The sequence below is a fragment of the Blastopirellula retiformator genome (assembly GCF_007859755.1).
Taxonomy (GTDB): domain Bacteria; phylum Planctomycetota; class Planctomycetia; order Pirellulales; family Pirellulaceae; genus Blastopirellula; species Blastopirellula retiformator.
This window is the reverse complement of sequence record NZ_SJPF01000009.1, coordinates 1-16,067: the sequence shown is the minus strand read 5'-3', so window position 1 is coordinate 16,067 and position 16,067 is coordinate 1. Positions and strand designations below refer to the sequence as shown.

Below are 16,067 nucleotides of genomic sequence, written 5' to 3'. Positions count from 1 at the left end.
GGCCTTGGCAGGAATGCTTCAATCTCGAATCGGCTGGGCCCTGTTCTTTTGGCTTGGGCTGATCATCTTCCTGTTTACGACCGGGGCGATCGCGCTGTTCTTGCTCGACGGCATGGAGCATTCGCGTCAGCGTCAACTCGAATCGCTGCAGATGGCGGCGCGGCTGTTTCGTCGCGAGTTGGAGACGATCGACCTACCGCCCGACTCGCCGAAGCTGGCCAAGCTGGTGCAGCAGCAAGCGGGTGAATCGGGATTATATATCACCGTCGCCAGCGAGGACGGCAACGTCTTGATCGACTCACGGCAAGAAGCGGCGCGGATGGAAAACGTCTTGCGACTGCCAGAGTTTCAGCAGGCCGAAGAGACCGGCGTCGGCCAGGCGTCGAGCGACCCACAACTGCCGGGAGAGCCGTTTCACTTTATCGTGCTGCCGTTGGAGGTGAATGGCGAGCGGGTCGGGTTTGTGCGGGCCGGCCAGGACATTGACGCCGGAGGCTTGTACGCTTCGTACCACTTGGTGGTCGGCTCGATTGCACTGGGGCTGGTGATCTTAATCGGCGCCTATTTTATCGCTCGCCGGTTTGAAGAGCGGGTCGTCGCGCCGGTGCAGCAACTGACGCGAGCCTGTGCCGGCGTCGAGAAGGGGGACTATACCGGGCACGTCTGGGCCGCCGCCGAAGACGAGCTGGGAGAAACCGCCCGGCAGTTTACGCGGATGCAGGCGGCAATCGAGTTGCGGGTCGATCAGTTGACGGCCGAGTCGAATCGTTTGAAGACGGTGCTTGGCAGCATGGTTGAAGGAGTGATCGCGGTCGATGAACAGCAGCGGGTGCTGTTGGCCAACGGCGCGGTGCGGCGGCTGCTCGCCATTCGGCCCGACGACGTGGTGGGGCGACCGCTGCTCGAGCTGACGCGGAATCGCTCGCTCGACGATTCATTTCGCGCCGCGATCGAAAGCGAAGAGCCGTACCATCACGAGTTTGATGTGTCGACCACGCCCAGGCGGACGCTGAGTCTGCACGCCAACCGCTTGCCGGGCGAACCATGCCCCGGCGTCGTGATGGTGCTGCATGACGTGACCGAATTGCGGCGGCTAGAGAGCATGCGGCGGGAGTTCGTCAGCAGCGTCTCGCACGAACTGAAGACGCCGTTGGCCGTGGTGCAGGCCTGCACCGAAACGCTGCAGATGGGGGCGGTCGAGGATCTCGCGATTCGGGATAACTTCCTGGAGCAGATCATGCAGTCGTCGGTACGGCTGAATGACCTGATTCATGACATGCTGCATCTAGCCCGGATTGAGTCGCGGGAAGAGGCGTTCGACATTACCGATGTGTCGATCGCCGGCGTCATCGACAAGATTCTGCAGACGGCGCGGGGGTCAGCGGCAACGCGCAAGATCGCCCTGCGGATTCATCCGCCGGAAGCGGAGATCTCGGTGATGGGCGACGAGGAAGGGGTGCGGACGATCTTGAGCAACCTGATCGACAATGCGGTGAAGTACACGATCGAGGGAGGCTCGGTCGACGTGGCGTGGGGCGAAGAGGGCTCGCACGTGGCGATCACCGTCAAAGACACCGGTATCGGCATCCCGCAGGCGTCGCTGGAGCGGATCTTTGAGCGGTTTTACCGGGTCGACAAGGCCCGCTCACGAGAGATGGGCGGGACGGGCCTGGGGCTGTCGATCGTCAAGCATACCGCCCAGGCGATGGGGGGAGAGGTGACCGTGCAAAGTCAGGTAGGGGAGGGGAGCACCTTTACGGTGCGGCTTCCCCGGGGATGAGTTTTACAAATTAACGATCTCGCTCACCTGGAGTTAATGTATTCTTAATGATCGGTGGTTAATTTTTAACCCATCAGCAGCATTCGCCGCTGGTGAAGTCACCGATCCCCCGGTTGGAAACGCCCCGAATGAGCCGCCACTTGCAACGCGACCTCGATTCTCTTCACCGAGAGATTCTGTCGTTGTCTGGCTTGGTGGAAGAGATGATCGAGAAGTCGATTCAGTCGCTCTTCGAGCGGAGCTTTCCGTTGGCTGAAGAGGTGATCGCCGCTGACGAGCTGACCGACCAGAAAGAAGTGCTGATCGAAGAAGAGTGCCTGAAGATGCTGGCCCTTCACCAACCGGTCGCCGTCGACCTGCGTCGGATCGCAACGGTGATGAAAGTGAACAACGACCTGGAGCGGATTGGCGACCTGACGGTCAACATCGCCGAGCGAGCCAAGTGCCTGGGCCAATATCCCAACTTTGAGATCCCGCGCCGCATGGAGCGGATGGTCGACGTCACGCGGAAGATGGTCGCCGGGGCGCTTGACGCCTTCGTTCAGCTCGACAGTCAAGCCGCGATGAACGTCCGTCATCTCGACGACGACGTTGACACGCTCAATCGCGAAATCATTCATGAGTTGCAAGATCGGATGAAGGCCTGCACGGCCGAAATCGAGCCGGGCTTGCACTGCTTCTCGGCCAGTCGCCATATCGAGCGAATCGCCGATCATGCCAGCAATATCGCCGAGGACGTCATTTACCTGGTCGAAGGCGAAATCGTCCGGCATCAGCCGGGCCTCCCGAGTTAAGACGACTGCCGTTCCCTACAACCTTTTTGATTGCAACGTAACGTTGAGGATTGATTGCCGATGGCCCGTTTGAAGGTTCTGATCGTCGAAGACGATCGCTCGCTCGCCGACGTTTTGGCGTACAACGTGCGTCAAGCTGGATACGAAGTGATCTCGGCCTACGATGGACAAGACGGACTGACCCAGGCCCAGATCAAGACGCCTGATTTGGTCATTCTCGACCTGATGTTGCCGGTCATCGACGGGCACGAAGTCTGCCGCCGCCTGCGTGCCGACGCGTCGACCAAAGACATGATGGTCCTGATGTTGACCGCCAAGTCGGAAGAGTCGGATCAGCTGATCGGGTTCTCGCTGGGCGCCGACGACTACGTCACCAAGCCGTTCAGCGTGAAGGTGCTGCTCGAGCGGATCAAGGCGCTGGTTCGCCGCAAACGGGGCTCGGACAACTCGCACGACGACGTGATCGCCAGCCAGGGGATCACGATCGATCGTCGCCGTCATCGCGCCACCGCCAGCGGTCGCCCGCTACAACTGACCCGCAGCGAGTTCCGCCTGCTCGAAACGTTGACCCGCCAGCCGGGCCGCGTCTTTGAACGCTCGGAGCTGATCGACGCCGCCTTGGGCGAAGACACCGTGGTGATGGAGCGGACGATCGACGTCCATATCCGCGCGTTGCGTCGCAAGATGGCGGACGAAGCGGAACTGATCGAAACGGTTCGCGGCGTCGGCTATCGCTTCCGCGACCCGGGCGCCGTTACCGAAGCGGGCGAAGAGGCCGACTTCGACCATGCCGGCCAGAACTAACGAAATTTGCTGAAAAATGTCAATAGGCCAGCCCGCACAGCTGGCCTATTTTCTTTCCTCTGGCTGGGGTTTGGCGGTTGAGCGGATGGCGAGGATTTTCTAAAATCGCCCGGTTTAGCCAAACCCTTTTGAGATAATACAGATATGGAACGCTCGCTTATTCTCCTGAAACCTGACTGCGTCCAGCGCCGCCTGATCGGCCGGATCATCAGCCGCTTTGAAGACAAAGGGCTGAACATCGTCGGGATGAAACTGATGCAGATCACCCCCGATCTGGCGAAACAACACTACGCCGAACATGTCTCCAAGCCGTTCTACCCGGGCCTGGAATCGTTCATCACCGCTTCGCCGGTCGTGGCGATGGTACTGGAAGGCCTGGAAGCGATTGGCGTGGTCCGCGAAATGCTGGGCGCCACCAGCGGTCTGAAAGCGGCCCCCGGCACGATCCGTGGCGACTTCAGCAGCAGCCGCCAGATGAATCTGGTGCATGCCTCCGATGGCGCCGAAGCCGCCGCTCGCGAGATCGCCCTCTACTTCACCGAGGCGGAACTGTGCGACTGCACGCTGAGCCTGACCCCGTGGATGCGTGCTGACGACGAGTAATCGCGTCACCGCCAACCATTGAATGACAAAGCGGCGCCTAGCCAAATGCGGGCGCCGCTTCCGTTTCTTGCCCCGCTTGCGGCGTCGTCGGGCGTGAAAGTCCATAGGTCGGCGCTCCCTCTTTTCCGCATGTTATGGCGGTCGCGGTATAATGCGACAATCTGCTGGAAAATCGCCGCGCGATGCAACCTTTGCCCTCTGGGCCTGGGTAAGTCTATAGTGAACGCTAGAGGATCAAGCCTGCTGGTGCTGATTGCAGGTTTCGCCAGTCGCATAAGGGAGTGAAGATCTTGAGTACCGACCGAATTGCCATCGTCCCCCTGGCGCTCTTTTCGCTGGCCCTGGTTGGGCAAGGCTTGTATGCGGACGAGACCAAGCCGACGAAGCCGCTGGCCGAAAATATCTCGCTGCTCGACGCGACCGGTCAGATTCATTCGTTGGCGACGATTTCCAAAAAGAAACAGGCTCGGGTCTTCGTTTTCGTGACCGGCGAGTGCCCGATCTCTCGCAGCTACTTTCCGCTGCTGGGTCGATTGGATGAAAAGTGGAACACGCCGGACAGTCCCGTTTCGCTGCAGGCGGTTTGGGCCGACGTGACCGACTCGCCGGCTGAGATTCGCAAGTTCGCCCAAGAGTTCTCGATCGATCTGCCGATTCTGGTCGATCGCGACGGAGAGCTGGGCCAGCGATTCGGCACCAAGATCGTGCCGGAGGCGTTTGTGCTCGATAGCGAAGGGCAACTGGTCTACCGCGGTCGCATCGATGACAAGTATCGCGAGATCGGCCGCAAGCGTCCTGAAGCGACCGAGAACACGCTGGAAGAGGCCGTCGCGGCAGTCGTCGCGGGCCAGCCGGTCAACTCGGCCGAAGTCGCCGCGATTGGTTGCTACTACGAATCATACGGGCCGCTGAAAGACGAAGTCGCCGACATCACCTATACCCGCGACGTGGCGCCGATTCTGTTCGCCAATTGCGTGCAGTGTCATCGCGAAGGCGAAGTGGGACCGTTTCCGCTGGTCACCTACGAAGACGCCGCTAAGCGGGCCCGGCAGATCGCGCGGGTTTGCGACTCGCGGCTGATGCCTCCGTGGAAAGTGGCCGAGCGTCACGGCGAGTTTGAAGGCCAACGAACCCTGACCGACAAGCAGATCGCCACACTGAAACAATGGGCCGCTACGAACCGCGCCAAGGGAGATCTGGCCGAGATGCCAGAGCTGCCGAAGTTTCCCGAAGGATGGTACCTGGGCGAGCCTGACCTGATTGTCGAGATGCCGGTCGAGTTTGAAGTGCCGGCCGACGGTCCCGATCTCTATCAGAACTTCGTCATCCCGATCGACATTCCGGAAGACAAATACGTCGCCACCGTCGAGTTCAAGCCAGGCGCCGCCAGCGTGGTGCATCACTCGCTGCTTTATCTGGACAAGAACGGCGCCGCTCGTAAGCTCGACGAAAAGACGCCGGAGCCGGGCTACGGCACCTTTGGCGGACCCGGCTTTTTACCGACCGGCAGCATCGGCGGCTGGTCGCCGGGGAAGATGCCGCGCAAGCTGCCGGAAGGGTTGGGACGCTTGCTGGGCAAGGGCTCGGACCTGGTGATGCAGATCCACTATCATCCCAGCGGCAAGGTTGAGAAAGATCGCTCGAAGGTCGGCATCTACTTTGTCGACAAGCCGAAGCAAGAGGCGTTCGCGCTTTGGACTTCCTCGTTCCTGCATGACATTCCGCCGGGCGAAAACGACTACAAGCTGCGGGCCGCTTACACGTTGACCGAAGACGTCACGATGCTCAGCATCATCCCGCACATGCATTTGCTGGGACAGACGATGAACGTCGTCGCCGAATTGCCGGATGGTTCGACCCGCGATCTGCTGCACATGCCGCAGTGGGACTTCAATTGGCAAGACGAGTACGTCTATGCCGAGCCGTTCGAGCTGCCCAAGGGAACGAAGATTGTCTCGTACGCCACCTATGACAACTCCGAGGATAACCCGTCCAACCCCAGCTCTCCGCCAGAGCGGGTCACGTGGGGCGAAGGGACCAACGACGAGATGCTCTACTGCTTCTTCCTGGTCACGACCGAAGACAAAGACGCCATTCAGCCGATGGTAGTCGACCGTCTAACGCGAGAAGGAATCGATCGCGCTGCCGCTCGCTTGCGTCTGAAAATGGCCTATCCCAGCGGGAAGCTGAAGTAGTGGTCGATTCCATTCGTTGGGATTCGCCGTGAGGTGATAAATGATCTACCGGTCAGCGCGAACCTTGTGGCGCAGTGGATGTCCACGGCGATTATGTCAAAGCTTGTAACAACAGAATTCACGCTCTATACGGCCGTTCGCAATGGCCGGAGCGTTGGTTACGGGATCGATCGAGACCAAGTCATTCGTCGCTGGAGAATTCCACAGAACTGCAAGCGAAGGTATGTTCAGGTGACGGAGGAAGTTGCCGGTATCGTTCGCGGCGTAATTCTTCAGTGGACGCCCGGTTCTGACGCTCCACCGAAGCTTCATTGGTATTGCCCCGCTTGTGGACAAGAGTGGTGGGAAGACTGGTCGCAAACGGCGGGGAGACCAATTCTAATGAGTTCTGGATGTCGTTGCGTCGAACATTGGTTGGTCGATTGGTACGGCATGTAGCGGCAGCCGTGGTAGACAACGGCGCGTCAATCGAAGGTCGGGTGCGTCTCGTCGCATTCTGTCGAAACCTCCTCGCAAAAGGCCCCAACATGTTGCGAAAGTTCTTTCTGCTCGCCCTGGTCGCTGTATCCGTTTCGCTAGTCGCTTCCCAAGCTGCGCAGGCGAAGGTCGAAAAGGACGTCGTATACGGCACAGCCAACGGCGAGAAACTGTTGGCTGACGTCTATTCGCCGGACGAAGAGTCGAACGAGCCGCGTCCCGTGGTCCTGTTGATCCACGGCGGCGGGTGGCGCGGCGGCAGCAAGAATGCCGGCGGCGTCACGGCGATCGGCAATGGGCTCGCGCAGCGCGGCTTCGTCGCCGTCAGTATCAACTATCGCTTGGTCAAACCGGCTGGCGACGGCAAGATCGCCAACCAGTGGCCCGCCGCGATCGACGATTGCCGTCAGGCGGTGCGTTGGATTCGCGAGAATGCCGAGAAGCTAAGCGTCAACGCGACGAAGATCGGCGCCGCCGGAGATTCGGCCGGCGGGCACCTGGTGTCGCTCCTTGGCACGACCGATGTGGCGAAGGAAGGGGAAACCTCGACCCGCGTTCAGGCAGTCGTCAACATCTACGGCCCCGGCGATCTGACGAAAGATTGGACGAAGTACGACATCGACGCCAACGTCGCCGTGCAGGGGATGATCGACAATTTCCTGGGCAAAGGAAACGTCGAAAACCAAAAGGCGGCCTCTCCCACGCTGCACGTCGACGACAAGAGCGCCAACTTCCTGATTCTTCAAGGTGGCAAAGATCAGCTTGTTCCTCCATCGCAAGTCGAAGCCCTGCACGAAGCGCTGCAAAACGCCGGCTGCCAGTCAGAGCTGGTGATCTACGAGAACGACGGACACGGCTTCGGCGCCGGCACTGCCATCCAGGCGCTAGTGAAGACGGTGGCGTTTTTTGAGCATCAGTTGAAGGCGGCTGTGCCGGACTAACGTGAGTGCGCCACGGCTCTGTGAGCCGTGCCTGTATAGCGTTACGCCTCCGACGAAAACACAGTGCATCGCACAAGTTGCGGATACCGCCGTGTGAATTCGATCAATTCGGCGGGAATTTTCGCATTTCCTTGGATTCGTTCAGGCTCGCTGCCAGAGAATAATACGACGTCTCGCGCGAACGCCGCGAGCAGCACTTCGGCGTGAAAGCTGGTTCGCTGATTGCGATGATAGGTGACGATTCGCTCGAAAACATCGTGCGGTTCCGCGACATCGCCAACCCAGTTGCGATCACTTCCCAAGATGCGCCAATCGCCAAACTGTTGGTAGACGACCAACGCAGTCGGCATCGATTGAAGATCAAGCAGCAAGCGATTGGCCAACGCGTCGGCACTGACGTCGCCGCCGGCCAGATACATTTCGGGACGCTCACGGATGTGTTCAATCGACGTGACGATTTCGAGATCGGATTTGTCGTACATGGGCGCCTGTCTTTCGGCATCGATGCGCGAGTTCTTATTGTACCCTCCAATCGCATGCCTGACTTCTGCCTCAATAGGCCAGCGTCGTGTGGGTGCGGTAGTCGAAAGCAAAAAATGATCCTCTCTAAAGGCGCGCTTTTCCGGGGTTAAGCTTCGACCCTTGTCTGGGGGATAACCAAACCTCTTCCCAAATCCGCAAACCCACCCCCAATTTCTTTCCCCGCTCGCCCCTTCATGCTCGCTTCGCATCGTGATAAATTGTCGCGATGAACGTCACCCCGATGATGCAGCAGTACCTCGAGGCGAAGGGAGCGTGCGGCGACGCGATCCTCTTCTTTCGCATGGGGGACTTCTACGAACTGTTTAATGACGATGCGAAAACCGCTGCGCGGGTGTTGGGGATGACCCTCACCAGCCGCGACAAAGGGGAAAACGCCACCCCGATGGCCGGCTTTCCGCATCATCAGCTTGACAACTATCTCGGCAAGCTGATCCATCTGGGCTATCGGGTCGCAATCTGCGACCAGGTCGAGAATCCCAAAGAGGCGAAGGGGATCGTCCGGCGCGAGATCACCCGGATCGTCACGCCCGGCACGCTGACCGACGACGCGTTGCTGGAGCCGCGAGAAAGCAACTACCTGGCGGCGGTCGCGCTGCCTGGCAAGAAGGAAACCGCCGCCGAGGTGGGCGTAGCCTGGGTCGAGATGTCGACCGGCCGCTTTTATGCCGGCGTATTTCCGACGGCTCGGCTGGGGGATCAGCTGGCGAGAATCGCGCCGTCGGAGTGCCTGGTTCCGGAAGAGTCGAACGTCGTGCCGACTCACCTGCACGAGGCGATTCTGATGACCTATCGCCCCGGCTGGGCGTTCGGCAAGGATGGCGCCAAAGAGGTGCTGCAGCGGCAGTTTGAGACCAAGACGCTGGAAGGCTTTGGGTTTGGCGACGAGGATCAGCTGGCGGTCTGCGCCGCCGGGGCGGTGCTCGAGTACCTGGAAGAAACGCAGCGGACTTCGTTGCATCATATCGAGCGTTTGACGCCGTACCGGGCCAGCTCGACGCTCGAAATCGACGAGGCGACGCGCCGCTCGTTGGAACTGACCCGCACGATGCGCGATGGGCGCCGCGATGGTTCGCTGCTGGGCGCCATCGATCGCTGCGTGACGGTGATGGGAGGGCGGCTGCTGGGCGATTGGCTCTCGAACCCGCTGACCGATCTGGAAGAGATTCAGCGGCGTTTGGATGGGGTCGAAGAACTGGTGCAAGAGCCGGCGCTTGGCCGAGACCTGCGCGACAGTTTAAAGGACGTCTACGATCTCGAGCGGTTGTTGGCTCGCGTGATGACAGGCCGGGCGTCGCCTCGCGACCTCGGATACATCTGCCGCACGCTGGAGCGACTGCCGCATATCAAGGCCAAGATTACCTCGCGCCGCAGCAGCATGTTGCGCTTGCTGGAAGAGCGGCTCGATCTTTGTCCCGAGATTCGCTCGCAGCTGAGCGCGGCGCTCGACGAAAGCCTGCCGATTTCGCCCCGGGAAGGTGGCGTCATCCAGAATGGTTTCCACTCGGACCTCGACCATCTCCGCGGACTGGCGGCCGGCGGCAAGCAGTGGATCGCCGAGTACCAGCAGAAAGAGATCGAGCGGACCGAGATCGCCAACTTGAAGGTCGGCTTCAACAAGGTGTTTGGCTATTACCTGGAAGTGACCAACGTCAATCGCGAGCGGATCCCGGCTGACTACATTCGCAAGCAAACGCTGAAAAACGCCGAGCGTTACGTCACGCCCGAGCTGAAAGAATACGAAGAGAAGGTGCTGTCGGCCGACGAGAAGGCGAAGGACCTGGAGTACGATCTCTTCGTCCAACTGCGCGACGCCGTTCAGGCCGACGCCAAGCGAATCCAGCAAACGGCCGATGTGCTGGCCAATCTGGACTGCCTGTTGTCGCTGGCCGAACTCGCGCGAGAGCGGAACTACTGCCGACCGCAGGTGGGCGAATCGACCGTGCTGCGGATCTTGGACGGTCGCCACCCGGTGCTCGATCTGAAAGAGATCGAAGGGGGCTTCGTCCCAAACGACGCTCAGCTCGACAACGAGTCAGGCTTCATCGGCTTGATCACTGGGCCGAATATGGCAGGTAAGAGCACCTACATTCGCCAGGTGGCGCTGATCTCGCTGATGGCGCAGATGGGCAGTTTTGTGCCGGCGCGAGAAGCCCAGGTCGGCATTGTCGATCGCATCTTCGCTCGGGTAGGCGCCAGCGACGAACTGTCGCGTGGGCAAAGTACGTTTATGGTCGAAATGACCGAGACGGCCCGAATTTTGAACACCGCGACCGATCGCAGCCTGGTGATTTTGGATGAGATCGGCCGCGGCACCAGCACGTATGACGGCGTTTCGCTCGCCTGGTCAATCGTCGAGTATCTACACGACAGAATTGGCTGCCGCACGCTGTTCGCCACCCATTACCACGAACTAACCGACCTGAAGAGTTCGCTCAGCGGCGTCGTCAATTTAAACGTCGCGGTCAAAGAGTGGGACGACAAGGTGATCTTCCTGCACAAGATCGTGCCAGGCGCCGCCGACAAGAGCTACGGCATCTATGTCGCCCGTTTGGCTGGCGTGCCGCGGGAAGTGAACGAGCGGGCCAAGCAGATCTTGAATCAGCTAGAATCAGAGCATCTGGACGGAAACGCGAAGATCACCGTCAAGAAGGAGCGGCGGCCGAAGAGCGACCTGCAGCTGAGTCTGTTTGGTCCGCACGAGCATCCGCTGTTAGAAAAAATCCGCGAGGTCGATGTCGACGATACGACCCCCATGCAGGCGCTGCAAATCTTGCAGGCTTGGAAGAAAGAACTAAGAGAGGAAGGAGTTCAAAGTGGCTAGCTTTGCAGAACGATTGGCGGCGGCGGTCCGGCAAAAAGGGACTCCGGCCTTGGTCGGCATCGATCCCCGCTTTGAGCAACTTCCTCCGGCGCTGCAAACTGACAGCTCCCCGTCGGGCCAAGCGACCGCGTTTGCGAAGTTCTCATGTGAGCTGATCGACGCCGTCGCCGATCAGGTCGCGGTCGTCAAGCCGCAGGCGGCGTTCTACGAACAGCTGGGGCCGTTCGGCATGGCGGCGCTAGGCAAGACGGTCAGCTATGCCCGCGAAAGAGGGCTGCTGGTAATCCTCGACTGCAAACGAGGCGACATCGGCAGCACGGCCGAAGCGTACGCCAAGGCGTATCTGGGGGATGAGAGCGCCTGGGGCGCCGATTGCCTGACGGTTTCTCCCTATCTGGGGGACGACAGCCTGACGCCGTTTGTCGATCAGTGCACGGCGACCGACTCGGGCATCTTTGTGCTGGTGAAGACCTCGAACCCAGGTAGCGGCACGCTGCAGGACCTGTCGATCGACGGCAAGACGATTTATCGCCGCATGGCCGAGCATGTCGAGTCGCTCGCCGCGGCGACCAAGGCGACGGGACAACAATATGGCGCCGTCGGCGCGGTTGTCGGGGCGACCTATCCCGCGCAACTGTCGGAGCTGCGCGAGGTGATGCCGTCGGCCTGGCTTTTGGTGCCGGGCTTTGGCAGCCAAGGGGGCGGGCCGAAAGACGTCGCCGCGTCGTTTGACGCCGATGGTTTGGGTGCGCTGATCAATAACTCTCGCGGCATTAACTTCGCGTTCGCCAAAGAGCCGTACAAGACGACGTTTGGACCTGCCCGTTGGCAGGAGGCGAGCGCCGCCGCGACAAGCGACATGATCGCGGCGCTAAAGGCGGACACGCCGGCCGGGAAGTTGTAAGGGGCCACTACCCCGTAACTTTGCACACAATAGTTTCTCGCCCCTATCATGCCTGGGTTTGCGAAAGACCCGCCTGACGCACGCGCGTTGGGCGCTCACTTTATTCCGTAAGGGGCATCGAGGTGACACGCTCTGGCGCAAGAGATTCTTGCGGAGTTTCGCGTGCAATCGCGGCATGTCTCGAGCGGTTTTCTTCCATCTGTATCGTTCTGGCTGATTGCGGCCGCGCTGGTCGGCGTTGACCTGCATTGACGAATCCTTGAGGATTCGCCTGCTTCGGTCGCCTTGACCAGCTTGCCTCACTAACGCCAGAAACGCTACAGCTATCAGAAAAACGCTCTAGCGAAAAGTTGGGTTGCGGCTGATTTCTTACGGCTGGGTGATTCTCCACCTCAGTCGGCTAAATACGTTCTGCAAGGGAGCCGAATTCAATTTCTTCAAACCTGGATCGTCGGCGGATGGAAAAAATATGGAAATTGTCCCGAGTTAAATTGCTTCGTAGCCTTAGGAAAAAGAGGCATGACTGAGCGTTTCTTTCGACTCGCCTTTCGCGCCTCGATTACTCCCGCAGATCGGGGTGATTGTCGCAAACCCAATCAGAGTAAGTAGATTGGGGCATCAGGCGATGCTAGTCGGACTTGGGTTGCTGTGGCGATCGTGTTTTTAAAAGAACAATGGAATTTTGCGGGCGCCATGTTTCGCAGGGTCGTGCCCCCAATGGGCAGTATGGATGTGTTTCGGCGTCATTCGTAGTTTATGTCTTGCCCACCCACTACTTACAGCGCTTCCCCATCATGCCCGCGCTTGTGAATCCAATACCGCCTAGCGCACGTGCGACAGGTTGGATTATTCATTTTTCTCAAGTCTTAGGGGACGCTCACAATGCAATTTTCATGGTTCGGTCGTCATCGCCGCAGCGCCTTCACTCTGGTCGAGTTGTTGGTGGTGATCGCCATCATCGGCGCATTGATCGCCTTGCTTCTGCCGGCCGTTCAGCAGGCCCGCGAAGCGGCTCGTCGCATTAGCTGTACCAACAACATGAAGCAGTTGGGCCTGGCGATGCACAACTATCACGACACGTACAAATCGTTGCCGCCGGGACAGACGACCTACGGGGTGTTTCAGATCCCGGGCGTCGGTGAAGACGATCCGAACGAATACCCGCAGAACGGCACTTGGTTCCAGGGCATCTTGCCGTTTGTCGAACAATCGGCAATGTACGACGCCATCAAGACCGACATGCTGTCGATGTCGATGGCAAACGTCGATCTGGACGTTCGCAGCACGGCGGTCAGCGCCTTCGTTTGCCCTTCGGATCCGAACGGCGGAAAGATTGGTCATGACGGTTTCCAGGGAAACTACATGGGCAACTGCAACGATCAAGGGCTGCACGCCGGCTTGACCGCGGATCCCGGCATCGCGACCGGCCTGTTTTTCTCGAAGTCGCACATCAGGTTTCGCGACATCACCGATGGAACCAGCAACACCATCATGTTGGCCGAATGCGTGCAGGGGGAAGCGGATGGTCCCAGCGCCTCGACTTGGGATACGACTGGCAATTACTGGAACAGCACCGCTGGCGAATCGCTGTGCATGATTGGAAGTTGGCCGATCAACTCGACCGGGCCTAGCGCCATGACCGACATGAACGCCTCGGGAAATGTCGTGTCGACCGACAAGAAGCCGGCCATCTATGCGGGGCCGACGATTTCGATCTTCTGCATGCGTAGTTATCATCCGGGAGGCGTCATGATCAATCGAGCGGACGCCTCGGTGTCGTTCCTGCCGGACACGGTCAGCATCGAAACGATGATGAACTTGGGGAACCGTAAGGACGGAAACGTTATTCGCGCTTTCTAGGAAGCGCGCTGGCGTACGAAGAAAAACGAAACGCATCGCGCACGTTCCAGCTGCGCGATGCGGCCCAGGAATATCGTTTTCTCCTTAGCATTCAGCGGCGACTTCTCGCCCAAGAGGTATATCCAGTATGAATCGAATTAAACGCGCTGTGGCGGTTGCGTGCTTCGGTGCGACGACCGCTTTGCTGTTGTCGGGCTGCTCACGCGGTCCGCAGAAATTTGACATTTCGGGGACGGTCACCGTCGATGGGATGCCGGTCGAAAAGGCGACGATCATGTTTGCGCCGGTGGTCGGCACCGCCGACCAAATCGCAACCGGACGCATTGAAAACGGCGCTTATGCCGTCGAAAGCCTGCCCGGAGAAAAATACGTCCGCTTCGCGGGGCTGGCCGGCAATGAAAAGCCGATCCCGTTTCACTACATTTCCGGTTCGGAAATCACCGCGAACGTGACGGAAGATGCGACTGACGTCAATTTTGAGCTGACGCGATCCACGCGGCGGCGTCGCTAACTTGGCTTGCAATAAAATATAGCGGGGAGCAAATCCTGGCATTCGCTCCCCGCTATTATGTTTGCATGTGAATGATATTAGTTCTATTGCTTGGCTTGGTATGCCGCTATAGCCAGGCATCCCCATCCGCCGGCAAGCAAGATTCCCCCGATCGGCGCGAATGTCGCTATGATCGGCATCTTAAACAGAATCGCAGCGGTCATGCCGACCGCGTACAAAAGCGTGCCGACGACGAACAAGCCTCCGCCGATCGCCGAAGTCCGCGGGTTAACATTGGGAAAGCGTCCGATCAGACCGAGCGAGATCAACGCGATTCCATTTAGCATCAGATAGCGATTGCCATTCTGGTATTGGGCCCATTTTTCGTCGCTTTCGCGACGATCGAGCACTGGGATTTCGGACGAAGCGTCACGCAGTTTCGTGCCATCGGGCGCGTAGACCGCCGGAATCGGAACCGCCTTCTCCTTCAGGTCGTCGTCAAGTTGCGATTTGACCGACTTATCCAGCAAGGCGCCCGATAGAACGGCCGAAAGGCCGAGAACGGCGCCAATGACCAGATTGAAACGAGACATGACCAGAACCCTTATTCAAGATGAAAGATGTACGAATGGGGTAATCCCTATTTTAAAGGATGCGTCAAAATTTGATAGTGCTCGCATATGTAAGGACTTTAAAAAAGTCAAGTTGAAGATCGTATAGCGTGATGTGACTTCTCGTGGCACGGCGATTGCGCCATGATGGGCAATCTGCAATAATCCGGCAAGTACGTCTTGGCGTTTTTGCGACGTCCGTTTCGCCGCCAGGCGTTCGCTTTGCAGGGAGGTCTTCCGCATGTCTTCTTCGGCCGCTTCGATTCAACAGCACTTTGCCGACCTGACCGATCCGCGCACGCGGAAGGTGACTTATCCGCTGGTCAACATCGTCACGATGTCGCTCTGCGCCGTGCTCGGCGGGGCGGATGATTTCGTCGCCATCGCCGATTGGGCGGAGGATAAGAAGGAGTGGCTTTCGAAGTTTCTCGACATGAGCAGCGGCGTCCCTTCGCATGATCGTTTCAACGCGATTCTCGGCGCGCTGAAGCCGGCCGAGTTCGANAAGTGTTTGCTGAGTTGGATCACGGCGCTGCAAGAGATCACCGACGGACAAATCATCGCGATCGACGNCAAGACGTTGCGGCGCGGTTTCGACGCCGCCAGCAGCAAGGCGGCGATTCACANGGTCAGCGCCTGGGCGACCGCTAATCATGTGAGCCTCGGTCAAGTGGCGACCGACGCCAAGAGTAACGAGATCACGGCGATTCCGAAATTGCTCGAAATCATCGAGGTTTCCGGCTGTTTGGTGACGATCGACGCGATGGGTTGTCAGAAAGANATCGCCGCCAAGATCGTCGACGCAGGCGGCGATTATTGCCTGGCGATCAAAGGAAATCAGCGNTANCTGCANCANGCGATTCGCGATCACTTCGTCGCCGCGATGGAANTCGACTTCAAGAAGCTGAAAGTTCATCGTCACGANACNCACGAGAAAGGGCATGGCCGCGAGGAGTCGCGCTACTATTATCTCTGCCCGATCGATGCGGATGATTTTCCGTACGCGAGCAAGTGGAAGAGCCTGAAGGCGATCGGCATGACGATCAACATCGTCAAGCAAAACGGCAAAGAGACAAGCGACGTCCGCTACTATATCGTTAGCAAATACCTCACGGGAAAACGCTTCGCCGAAGCGGTCCGCGGTCACTGGGGTATCGAGAATTCGCTCCACTGGCAACTCGACGTAACGTTCGGCGAGGACCAAAGCCGCATCCGCAAAGGAAACGCCGACATCAACTTCAGCC

The 16,067-nt window shown here is 59.0% G+C and carries 13 protein-coding genes; 11 read left to right on the top strand and 2 right to left on the bottom strand.

Features of this window, described 5'->3' with window-relative positions; translation table 11 throughout:
* The first annotated feature begins 13 nt into the window (after positions 1–13).
* The 6 genes from Enr8_RS24935 to Enr8_RS24910 all read left to right on the top strand — a co-directional run bounded on the left by Enr8_RS24935 (position 14) and on the right by Enr8_RS24910 (position 7,594).
* The gene (locus Enr8_RS24935; protein ID WP_146437086.1) at positions 14–1,780 is read left to right on the top strand and encodes a sensor histidine kinase; all 1,767 of its coding nucleotides are present in this window, start codon (positions 14–16) and stop codon (positions 1,778–1,780) included.
* 128 nt (positions 1,781–1,908) lie between these two features.
* Complete coding sequence (phoU, locus tag Enr8_RS24930; RefSeq protein ID WP_146437084.1) at positions 1,909–2,574, top strand: phosphate signaling complex protein PhoU; 666 nt, start codon at positions 1,909–1,911, stop codon at positions 2,572–2,574.
* A 60-nt stretch (positions 2,575–2,634) separates the two neighbouring features.
* The gene (locus Enr8_RS24925) at positions 2,635–3,378 is read left to right on the top strand and encodes a response regulator (protein WP_146437082.1); all 744 of its coding nucleotides are present in this window, start codon (positions 2,635–2,637) and stop codon (positions 3,376–3,378) included.
* Positions 3,379–3,522: 144 nt separating this feature from the next.
* Complete coding sequence (gene ndk, locus Enr8_RS24920) at positions 3,523–3,981, top strand: nucleoside-diphosphate kinase (RefSeq protein WP_146437080.1); 459 nt, start codon at positions 3,523–3,525, stop codon at positions 3,979–3,981.
* 290 nt (positions 3,982–4,271) lie between these two features.
* Positions 4,272–6,176 (top strand): redoxin domain-containing protein, encoded by a 1,905-nt coding sequence (locus Enr8_RS24915; RefSeq protein WP_146437078.1) that lies wholly within the window; start codon positions 4,272–4,274, stop codon positions 6,174–6,176.
* 527 nt (positions 6,177–6,703) lie between these two features.
* Positions 6,704–7,594: an alpha/beta hydrolase gene (locus tag Enr8_RS24910; RefSeq protein ID WP_186767882.1), complete on the top strand. Its 891-nt coding sequence runs from the start codon at positions 6,704–6,706 to the stop codon at positions 7,592–7,594.
* Between the two features lie 41 nt (positions 7,595–7,635).
* Here the strand turns inward: Enr8_RS24910 and Enr8_RS24905 are convergent, their stop codons facing one another.
* Positions 7,636–8,076 (bottom strand): hypothetical protein, encoded by a 441-nt coding sequence (locus tag Enr8_RS24905; protein ID WP_146437074.1) that lies wholly within the window; start codon positions 8,074–8,076, stop codon positions 7,636–7,638.
* Positions 8,077–8,342: 266 nt separating this feature from the next.
* On the opposite strand from Enr8_RS24905, the gene mutS reads away from it, so the two are divergent.
* The 4 genes from mutS (at position 8,343) to Enr8_RS24885 (ending at position 14,233) form a co-directional block, all read left to right on the top strand.
* Positions 8,343–10,958 (top strand): DNA mismatch repair protein MutS, encoded by a 2,616-nt coding sequence (gene mutS, locus Enr8_RS24900; RefSeq protein ID WP_146437072.1) that lies wholly within the window; start codon positions 8,343–8,345, stop codon positions 10,956–10,958.
* The gene (gene pyrF / locus Enr8_RS24895; RefSeq protein WP_146437070.1) at positions 10,951–11,862 is read left to right on the top strand and encodes an orotidine-5'-phosphate decarboxylase; all 912 of its coding nucleotides are present in this window, start codon (positions 10,951–10,953) and stop codon (positions 11,860–11,862) included. The genes mutS and pyrF overlap by 8 nt, the downstream gene beginning before the upstream one ends.
* 882 nt (positions 11,863–12,744) lie before the next feature.
* Positions 12,745–13,722 carry a DUF1559 domain-containing protein gene (locus Enr8_RS24890; protein ID WP_146437068.1) on the top strand — a complete coding sequence of 326 codons (978 nt, stop codon included), beginning with the start codon at positions 12,745–12,747 and terminating at the stop codon, positions 13,720–13,722.
* Positions 13,723–13,849: 127 nt separating this feature from the next.
* On the top strand, positions 13,850–14,233 hold the full coding sequence (locus Enr8_RS24885) for a hypothetical protein (RefSeq protein WP_146437066.1): 384 nt from the start codon (positions 13,850–13,852) through the stop codon (positions 14,231–14,233).
* A gap of 83 nt (positions 14,234–14,316) precedes the next feature.
* Here the strand turns inward: Enr8_RS24885 and Enr8_RS24880 are convergent, their stop codons facing one another.
* On the bottom strand, positions 14,317–14,805 hold the full coding sequence (locus tag Enr8_RS24880) for a DUF423 domain-containing protein (RefSeq protein ID WP_146437064.1): 489 nt from the start codon (positions 14,803–14,805) through the stop codon (positions 14,317–14,319).
* 259 nt (positions 14,806–15,064) lie between these two features.
* Between Enr8_RS24880 and Enr8_RS24870 the strand changes: the two genes are divergently transcribed.
* On the top strand, positions 15,065–16,067 hold a 1,003-nt coding region (locus tag Enr8_RS24870), incomplete at its 3' end, for an ISAs1 family transposase (protein ID WP_146437058.1).